The organism is Micromonospora sp. NPDC049274 (genome assembly GCF_040678875.1).
In the GTDB taxonomy this organism is placed as follows: Bacteria; Actinomycetota; Actinomycetes; order Mycobacteriales; family Micromonosporaceae; genus Micromonospora.
Map to the genome: position 1 here is coordinate 33147 of NZ_JBFAQS010000026.1, position 8853 is coordinate 41999.

Genomic DNA, 8853 nt, shown 5'->3' on the forward strand with positions numbered 1-8853 from the left:
CAACCGAAAGTGTGCACATGAACCTCAAGAGCACGTGGACGGCACTGCGCAACTCGACGTCACAGGAAGTCGTCCTCTGCGCCGACTTTCAGACGACCGGGCGGGCCGAGGCCGGATTTCCCGACTTGGTGCCGATGCTGCGGCATGACAGCAACTACTGGCTGATCTCGCCGGCGCCGGTCGCCCCGGACTCCCCCGTCGATGCCGGCGAGTACCTCGAGTCGTGGCTGGCCCCGGTGCGCGAGATCGGCCTGCCGGTACGCGCGGTGCTCGGCTTCTGCCTCGGCGGGGTCTACGGGGCGGCGCTCGCCGACGGGGTGGCCAGGTTCCAGGGCAGCCCACCCGACCTCATCCTCCTCGACCCCGAGCAGACCCAGCTGGTGACCATCCAGTACCAGCTGACGAAGGTCCTCACGATGCTGAACACGGTCCTGGCCGAGGCCGAGATCGCCGAGATCCACGCCAAGCTCGGCGAGCTGGCCAGCGTCGAGGACATCTCGGTGCGGCGGTACTCCCGGGAGATGTTCGGCGAGTTCCGCCGGTTCACCAACGGCGCGTTCGAGCGGGCCGGGCTCGACCCAGGCTACGGCCAGGAGATGCTGGAGCTGTTCAGCGCGTTCCTGTCGTACCTCAGCATCGCCGAGGACCTCGACCCGCGCCCGGCCTGGCTGGGCGCCACCGCGCTCAGCTCGACCAGCCCGGACAGCGGACTCAACCGGCTGCGGCGCACCGGTGAGATGGGCACCGGCCCGCTGGTCTCCGACGAGATCGGCTTCGCCGAGGAGCACACCGAGCTCCTGCGCTCCAGCGAGGTGGCGCAGACCGTCGACAAGCTTCTGGAGCGATGATGATTGACCCCAAGGAGCAGGCGCTGTGGCTGCTCGAGGAGATCGTGCCGGGCACCGGCGTGAACAACCTGAACATGACCTTCCGTGTCGACGGCCGGCTGCGACCCGAGCTCGTCCAGTCGACGGTGGACGGCCTGGTCCGCCGGTACGAGGTGCTGCGCCGGGTGTTCCGTGAGTCATCGGACGGCCTGGTCCGCGAGACCTTGCCGGCCGAACGCGCCCGCGTCGAGGTGGTCCGGGCCGAGCTCGACGGCGAGGACCTGGCCGACTGGCTCACCGCCTTCGTGGCGCGGCCCTTCCAGCCGGACGGCGAGCTGTTGGTGCGGGCCGCGCACGTGACCCGGGGCGCGGTGGACGCGGTCTGCGTCGCGGTGCATCACGCGAACTTCGACGGGCGCTCCTCGGCCGTGCTGCTGGCCGAGTTCGTCGCGCGCTACGACGCGCTGGCGACCGGCGAGGACCCCGATCCGGGGACCGTCGCGGTCTGGGCCGAGCGGCCCGCCCGGGACGGCAGCGAGGCGTACTGGCGGGCGAAGTTCGACGGGTTCGACCCAGCCGCGCTCGAACTGTGGTGCGCCAAGCCGGCGCCCGCAACGACGACGCTCGCCGGTGACGTGCTGACCCGCGCTCTCTCGGCCGGGGCCCGGGACGCGGTCGCCCGGATGCGGCGGGACCTGCGGGCGCCCGAGTCGGTGGTGCTTGCCGCGGCGTACGGCGTGCTGCTGGCCGCGCACGGGGCGGGCCCGGACCTGACGATCGGCTCGCCGGTGAACGTCCGCCCTCCCGAGGCGGAGCAGGCGATCGGCTATCACGCCAACGTCGTGGTGCTGCGGACACCGGTTCACCGGGCGGAGAGCTTCCGATCCTTCGTACGCCTCAACCGGCGTGAGTTCTTCGACGCGATGGCGTACGCGGACTACTCGGCGGAGCGGATCCTCGAGTATCTGCCGCGGGCGGCTGGATCGGGGCGCAACGACCTGTTCCGGCACACCTTCAACTACGCGCCAGCTGAGACGAGGGCGACCTTCACGATCGACGGCCGGCCCGCCGAGCAGCTCATGATCGAGACCGGGTCGAGCAAGTTCGACCTGGAGTTCTTCGTCACCTCGGCGGCCGGTCAGATCGAGGTGCGGGCCGGGTTCAGCAGCGAGGTCCTCGACCGTGCCGACGTGGACATGCTGCTGGCCCGCTACGACGCGCTGCTCGTCACGCTGGCCGAGCACCCCGACCGACCGTTGGGCGAGACTCCGGTGTGGGCGGACCGCGACCACGAGGTGATCGGCGCGGCCAACGACACCGCCCGTACCGTCGAGCCGGCCACCGTGCCGGAGATGGTCGCCGCCGCAGCCGAGGACCGGGTGGCGGTGGTCGACGGCGACCGCCGGGTCGGGCTCCGGCGGCTGTGGGCCGCGGCCGAGGCCACCCGCGACCGGCTCGCCGAGGCCGGGGTCGGCCGCGGTGACGTGGTCGCACTGCTCGCCCCGCGCAGCCCCGAGCTGGTCGCCGCGGTGTTCGGGGTCTGGCTGGCCGGCGCCACTTATCTGCCGCTGAGCCCCGAGCATCCGGAGGAGCGGATCGCCTACCAGCTGGACGATTCCGGCGCGGCGATCGTGCTGGCCGGGCCGGGCGTCACGGTGCCCGGGGACCGGCGGGCGCTGCCACTGGTCGGCGTCGACGACGTGCCACCGGCCGCGGCCACGGTGCTCGCCGAGCCGCCGGTGACCGCCGACGACCTGGCCTACCTGATCTACACGTCGGGCTCGACCGGACGGCCCAAGGGCACCCGGATCACCCACCGCGCGCTGGCCAACCTGGTCACGCACTTCGCGGACACGCTCGACGCCCGCGGCCGCTCGATGTTGTGGGTGACCACGTTCAGCTTCGACATGTCCACCCTCGAGCTGTTCCTGCCGCTCACCGCCGGCGGGACGCTGGTGATCGCCCCGGACGAGGCCCGCACCCGGGGCGCCGTGCTCGCCGAGGTGCTGGACCGCCACGACGTGTCGATCGTTTCGGCCACGCCCACCACCTGGCGGCTGGTCGTCGGCGACGTGGCCGACCGGCTGGACGGCCGCACGGTGATCACCGGTGGGGAGCCGCTGCCGCCGACGCTCGCCCGCCGGCTGACCGCGACCGGATGCCTGTTGTTCAACCTCTACGGCCCGACCGAGACCACGGTCTGGTCGACCGGCGGCGTGATCAAGCCGGGTGACGAGGACACGATCACCGTCGGCACGCCGATCGCCAACACGCGCGTGCACGTCGCCGGGCCGGACGGCACGCCGCTGCCCCTCGGGGTGCGCGGCGAGCTGTGCATCGCCGGCGCCGGCCTGTCCGCCGGCTACCACGACCGTCCGGAGCTGACCGAGCAGCGGTTCGGCGAGAGCCCGGCCCTCGGTCGGTTCTATCGCACAGGAGACCTGGCCCGGTGGACGCACGACGGGCGGCTGGAGCTGCTCGGCCGGATGGACCGGCAGGTCAAGCTGCGCGGCAACCGGATCGAGCTGGGCGAGGTGGAGGAGGTCCTGCTGTCCCATCCGGATGTCACGGGCGCCGCCGTCGTCCTGGTCGGCGATCCCAGCGGCGACGGCGCGCTGTGGGCGTTCGTCACCGCGCCCGGCCGCCCCGACATCGCCGGCGAGCTCTGGGAGCACGCGCACCGGGTGCTGCCCAACTCGGCCGTCGCCCACGAGTTCGTCGTCCTGGAGGCCCTCCCGATGACCGGTAGCGACAAGGTGGACCATCCCGCGCTGCGCCGACGGGCGGAGGAGCTGCGCGCGGCCCGGGGGGCTCCCGCCGCCGTTCCCGCCGAGGACGCCGACGACCTCGCCGGCGCGATGACCGGGCTCTGGCGGACGCTGCTCGAACGCGGGGACGTCGACCGGGACAGCAACTTCTTCGCCCACGGCGGCCACTCGCTGCTCGGGGTCAAGCTGCTGCAGCAGGTGCAGGAGAGCACCGGGGTGCGGCTCACGCTGAAGGACTTGTTCGACAACCCGACACCGGGCGGCCTGGCCGACCGGGTCCGCGAGGGCGCCGCGAGTTGAACGAGCACGAAAGGTACGCCACGATCGGCGCCATGGAGACCGACGTGGTGATCTGCGGGGGCGGCCCGGTCGGCCTCATGCTCGCCGGCGAGCTGCAGCTCGCCGGGGTGGGTGTGCTGGTGGTGGAACGGCGTACCGGGATCGACCCGACGATCAAGGCGGGTGGCATCAGCACGGCCACCGCGGAGGCGATGTACCGGCGCGGGCTGCTGCCCGCCCTGGCCCGGCAGCGCCCGGCGTTCGCCCGGACGCGCCCCCCGGGAGTCCCCCGGCCGGCCGGGCAGTTCGCCGGGATTCCCATCGACGGCGACCTGATCGACACCGGCGATCCGGCGTTTCGCGACACCGGTCCGGCCGGCGAGCTCATGGTCGCGCAGCAGCGACTCGAGCAGGTGCTCGAGGACCACGCGATCTCCCTGGGCGCGGTGGTGCGCCGGGGTGTCGAGCTGACCGGGTTCGAGACCGATGACGGCGGCGTGACGGTCCGGCTCGGCCGCGAGAGCGTACGGGCGGGCTGGCTGGCCGGTTGCGACGGCGGCCGGAGCGCGGTGCGCAAGCTCGCCGGGTTCGCGTTTCCCGGCACCGGTCCCACGCTCACCGGCCGCCAGGCAGTGGTCGAGCTGGCCGACGCCGGGGGCCTGTGTCCCGGCTGGCATGCCGCGGCCGGCGGGCAGATCGGCTACTGGCCGATGCCGGGGCGGATCGTCACCGTCGAGTTCGACGGCCCACCCGCCGACCGCGACGCACCGGTCACCGCCACCGAGATCGAGGACAGCGTACGGCGGGTCAGCGGCACCGAGATCCGGATCGGCGAGGTCCGGACCGCCACCCGCTACACCGACAACTCGCGCCTGGCCGCGACCTACCGCATCGGCCGGGTGCTGCTGGCCGGGGATGCCGCGCACGTGCACTCGCCGTTCGGCGGCCAGGGGCTCAACCTCGGTCTCGGCGACGCGGTCAACCTGGGCTGGAAGCTGGCCGCGACGATTCGCGGCGGGGCGCCCGGTGGCCTGCTCGACACGTACTCCACCGAGCGCCGCCCGATCGCCGAGTGGGTGCTGGATTGGACCCGCGCGCAGGCCGCCCTGATGCGCCCCGACGCCCACTCGGCCGCGTTGCGCGAGGTCGTCACCGGCCTGCTGGCCACCCGGGACGGTGCCACCTACGTGGCCACCCGCCTGTCCGGGCTCCGGCATCGCTATCCGGGCCTCGGGAGCCACCCGCTCGCCGGCACGTCGGCCCCCGACCTCGAGTTCGCCGACGGCACCCGCCTCGGCGAGCACCTGACCGCCGGCGGCGGGCTGCTGCTCGACCTCGCCGGGTCGGCGGCCGTGCGGGATCTCGCCATGGGCCGGGTCCGGACCCAGACCACCAAGTGTCCGGGCCGTCCCGGGCTCACCGGCGTGCTGGTGCGCCCGGACGGGATCGTCGCCTGGGCCGGCGAGGACGGCGCGACCGAGGGCCTGGAGACGGCGCTGACGACCTGGTTCGGAACTGCCTTGTAGGCAAAGTTGCCTTCAGGGCAATCGCGCGGGTACTGTTGCTCCCATGCCGGAGGAAGCATCGTTCGGGCTGCGCGAGCGCAAGAAGCTCGACACCCGCAAGGCCCTCAGTGATGCCGCACTCGAACTGATGTTCGAGCGCGGCCTCGACAACTTCGTCCGGGAGGACGTCGCGGCGCGAGCCGGGGTGTCCCTGCGGACGTTCAGCAACTACTTCGCCAGCAAGTACGACGCCCTGGCCTACCGGGTCAATCACCGCATCCACCGCAGCGCCGAGCTGTTGCGCACCCGCCCGGCTTCCGAACCGCTGTGGACCGCGATCGCCGAGGCCCTGATCGAGCCGCTGCGCGACGACGGAGTCCCGTTCGGCCGGCCGACCGACGAGCAGATCCTCGAGATCCGCAAGCTCAACGCGACGCCCGAGATGCAGGTCGCCCTGGCCCGCAACACCATCGACGACCTGGTCGAGGCGATCGCCGAGCGCACCGGCACCGACCCCAAGGTCGATCTGTACCCACGGCTGGTCGCCAACGTCACGATCGGCGCTGTCAACGCGGTCCTGAACCGTTACGTGCAGACCGACCCAACGGTGGCGATGTCGCGGGTGCTGCGCGAGGTGTTCGACGGCATCGCCGAAGGGCTTCCTCCACCACCCACGTAATCCGGCTCTTTCTCTTTTCGACGGCAGGCGGGCGCCATCGTGCGCCCGCAATGCCGCCTGCCCTCGGGAGCAACTCACAGTGACCAGTCAGCAACAGAATGCGATAGAAGGGCGAGACGCGATGTCCGAGACGACCACCGCCGCCACGGCCCCGCCGCCGGAGCAGGCGGCGGCATACCCTCGCTTCTTCAAGCTCGGGATCGCCGGCGCGCTGTTCGGCATGTTCCTCGGCATGATGGACAGCTACATCGTCGCCACCGCGCTGCCGAGCATCGTCGGCGACCTCGGCGGACTGAAGTCGATGACCTGGATCATCACGTCCTACGCGCTGGCGATCGCCGCCTCCACGCAGGTCTGGGGCAAACTCAGCGACCTCTACAACCGCAAGACCATGTTCCTGCTGTCGGTGGCGGTCTTCCTGGCCGGCTCCATGCTGTGCGGCCTGGCCCAGAACATGAGCGAGCTCATCGCTTTCCGGGCGTTGCAGGGCGTCGGCGCGGGCGGCCTGCTGGTCGGCGCGGTGGCGATGGTGCAGGCGCTCCTGCCGCCCAAGGAGTCCACCCGGATCTCCAGCTGGACCGGACTGCTGCTGGGCATCGCGCTCATCGCCGGCCCGCTCGTCGGCGGCGTCATCACCAGCTCGCTCAGCTGGCGCTGGATCTTCTACGTCAACGTCCCGTTCGGACTGCTCTGCCTGCTCGGCACGGTCATCGGGGTCAACGTCCCGATGCGGCCGAAGGCGGCCAAGGTGCGCATCGACTACCTCGGCACGTTGCTGCTCACCGCAGCGGTGGTCTGCCTCACCCTGGTCACCGGCTGGGCCGGCACGAAGTACGCGTGGGGCTCCCCGCTGATCATCGGGCTGACCGCGGTGGTGGTCGTCGCCACTGCGGCGTTCGTCCACGTCGAGCGCCGCGCACCCGAGCCGCTGGTGCCGTTCCGGATGTTCGGCACCCGCAACTTCTCGCTCGCCCAGGTGCTCGGCTTCGCGTTCAACGTGACGATGGTCGCGACCGTCAACTTCCTACCGCAGTACTTCCAGAGCGCCCGCGGCGTCGACCCGATCAAGAGCGGCTTCCTGCTGATCCCGATGATGGTCGGCATGGTGGTGGTCATGAACCGCAGCTCCGCCTACATCCGTCGGACCGGCCGTTACCGGATCCTGCCGATCATCGGCGGCGCCGGGGTCGTGGTCGGCATGCTGCTGGTGCTCCTGCTCGGGCCGGACACCAACCCGATGCTCGCCTCCCTGGTCGGAATCCCGCTCGGTGTCGGGCTCGGCTGCCTCATCCAGAACACGATCCTGATCATCCGAATGAGCGTGGAGCCGCGCGACATCGGCGCCGCCATGGGCATGGGCTCGCTGACTCGCACCATGGGCAGCGGCATCGGCGCGGCACTCTTCGGGGCTCTCTACCTCGGCGCCCTGACCAACACCTTGACCGACAGGCTCGGCTCGGCCGACCTGCTCTCCTCGGGCAGCACCCGGCTGGACCCGGAGGAACTCCACTCGATGGCCCCGGCGGTGCGGGCAGCCTGGTCGGCGGCGGTGACCCACGGCCTGCACGTCGTGGCCATCGGCACCGCGGTGGCCGGCGCCATCGCGCTGCTGTCCGCGTACTTCATCCGTGAGGTGCCGCTGGTCGACAACCGGCCGACACGGTAGGGCGGCCGGGAAAAAGGGCGGGCCCGGGTGACCGGGCCCGCCCTTGTGCGTGCTCACTCGCCGGTGAGTTCACATTCGAACACGGTGTGGTTGCTGACCAGCTGGTCGACGGAGACCACGGTCAGGCCGGCCGCCTCGATCATCTTCTCCAGGTCCGCGCGGGTGAAGCCGGTTCCCTCCTCGCACACCACGCGCTGGAACATCGCGCGTACGGCGTCGAAGTCGGTCTCCACCAACGGCTCCAGCACCAGCAGCCGGGACGCGGCGCCGGTGCGGCGCATCGCCTCGGCGATCGACGTCAGGATCCGCACGCCGCTGTCGAACGTCCAGTCGTGCAGGACGTTCTTGAGAAGGTAGAGATCACCACCGGTGGGCACCTCGGTGAAGATGTCCGCGGGCTGGAAGCTCACCCGCGCGCTGACGTCCTCCCCGCGCACCTTCGCGAGCTGCTGCGGGCCGCGCTCGCAGACGCTGGCCCGGTCGGCGCACACCCCGTGCAGGTGCGGATGGGCGGCGACCAGGCCGGCCACCATGCCCGCCCCGCCGCCGCCGACGTCGACGACCGTCCGCACCTCGGAGAAGTCCCGCTGCCGCGCCAGCAGGGCCGCGACCGGACGGGACAGCTCCGCCATCGCCCGGTCGAAGATGGCCGCCGTCTCGGCGTTCTCCGCACGTTCGAGCCACTCGTAGAGCGACACGCCGAACACCGCCCGGAAACCCGAGCCGCCCGTACGCAGGGTCTCGCCCAGGCCGGCGAAGGCGTCGTCGTAGGTCTCCGCCATCAGAATGCAGTAGTTGCGCATCGAGAACGGGTGGTCCTCGCGCAGCGGCGCGAACTTCTCGGTCAGGCTGTAGCGGCCCTCCTCGTCCCGCTCGAACACGGCCCAGACCTTGAGCATCTGCAGGAGCCGGCGCATCACCTGGGGCTCCGAGCCGGTTCGGGCGGCGATCTCCTCGGCCGTCATCGGTTGCTCGGTGACCAGGTCGGCGATGCCCAGCCGGGCCGCGACCGCCAGGGCACGGGAGAACCAGCCGCTGCCGGCCAGCCGAGTCACGTGCATGTGGTTCATCTCGCTGCGATAGGCCTCGTCGAGACCGGTTGCGGTGCCTTGGGTCATGGTGACCTTCC

General features: G+C 71.5%; 6 protein-coding genes. 5 read left to right on the forward strand and 1 reads right to left on the reverse strand.

What is annotated here, in order from left to right:
* The first annotated feature begins 17 nt into the window (after positions 1-17).
* The 5 genes from AB0K10_RS31405 to AB0K10_RS31425 all read left to right on the forward strand — a co-directional run bounded on the left by AB0K10_RS31405 (position 18) and on the right by AB0K10_RS31425 (position 7724).
* Positions 18-848 (forward strand): hypothetical protein, encoded by an 831-nt coding sequence (locus AB0K10_RS31405; protein WP_363689564.1) that lies wholly within the window; start codon positions 18-20, stop codon positions 846-848.
* The gene (locus AB0K10_RS31410; RefSeq protein WP_363689566.1) at positions 848-3895 is read left to right on the forward strand and encodes an amino acid adenylation domain-containing protein; all 3048 of its coding nucleotides are present in this window, start codon (positions 848-850) and stop codon (positions 3893-3895) included. The genes AB0K10_RS31405 and AB0K10_RS31410 overlap by 1 nt, the downstream gene beginning before the upstream one ends.
* A gap of 32 nt (positions 3896-3927) precedes the next feature.
* The gene (locus AB0K10_RS31415; RefSeq protein WP_363689568.1) at positions 3928-5400 is read left to right on the forward strand and encodes an FAD-dependent monooxygenase; all 1473 of its coding nucleotides are present in this window, start codon (positions 3928-3930) and stop codon (positions 5398-5400) included.
* Positions 5401-5443: 43 nt separating this feature from the next.
* Entirely contained in the window at positions 5444-6058 is a 615-nt protein-coding gene (locus AB0K10_RS31420; protein WP_363689570.1) for a TetR/AcrR family transcriptional regulator, read from the forward strand.
* Positions 6059-6179: 121 nt separating this feature from the next.
* Positions 6180-7724, forward strand: a complete 1545-nt coding sequence (locus AB0K10_RS31425) for an MFS transporter (protein ID WP_363689572.1) — start codon at positions 6180-6182, stop codon at positions 7722-7724.
* 53 nt (positions 7725-7777) lie between these two features.
* Here the strand turns inward: AB0K10_RS31425 and AB0K10_RS31430 are convergent, their stop codons facing one another.
* A complete protein-coding gene (locus AB0K10_RS31430) occupies positions 7778-8842 on the reverse strand; it encodes a methyltransferase (protein WP_363689574.1) in 1065 nt (354 codons plus the stop codon).
* Positions 8843-8853: the final 11 nt, after the last annotated feature.

Coding starts and splice junctions, on each gene's coding strand:
- AB0K10_RS31425 (WP_363689572.1), top strand. CDS start 6,180: ATGTCCGAGACGACCACCGCCGCCACGGCCCCGCCGCCGGAGCAGGCG.
- AB0K10_RS31430 (WP_363689574.1), bottom strand. CDS start 8,842: ATGACCCAAGGCACCGCAACCGGTCTCGACGAGGCCTATCGCAGCGAG.
- AB0K10_RS31405 (WP_363689564.1), top strand. CDS start 18: ATGAACCTCAAGAGCACGTGGACGGCACTGCGCAACTCGACGTCACAG.
- AB0K10_RS31415 (WP_363689568.1), top strand. CDS start 3,928: ATGGAGACCGACGTGGTGATCTGCGGGGGCGGCCCGGTCGGCCTCATG.
- AB0K10_RS31410 (WP_363689566.1), top strand. CDS start 848: ATGATTGACCCCAAGGAGCAGGCGCTGTGGCTGCTCGAGGAGATCGTG.
- AB0K10_RS31420 (WP_363689570.1), top strand. CDS start 5,444: ATGCCGGAGGAAGCATCGTTCGGGCTGCGCGAGCGCAAGAAGCTCGAC.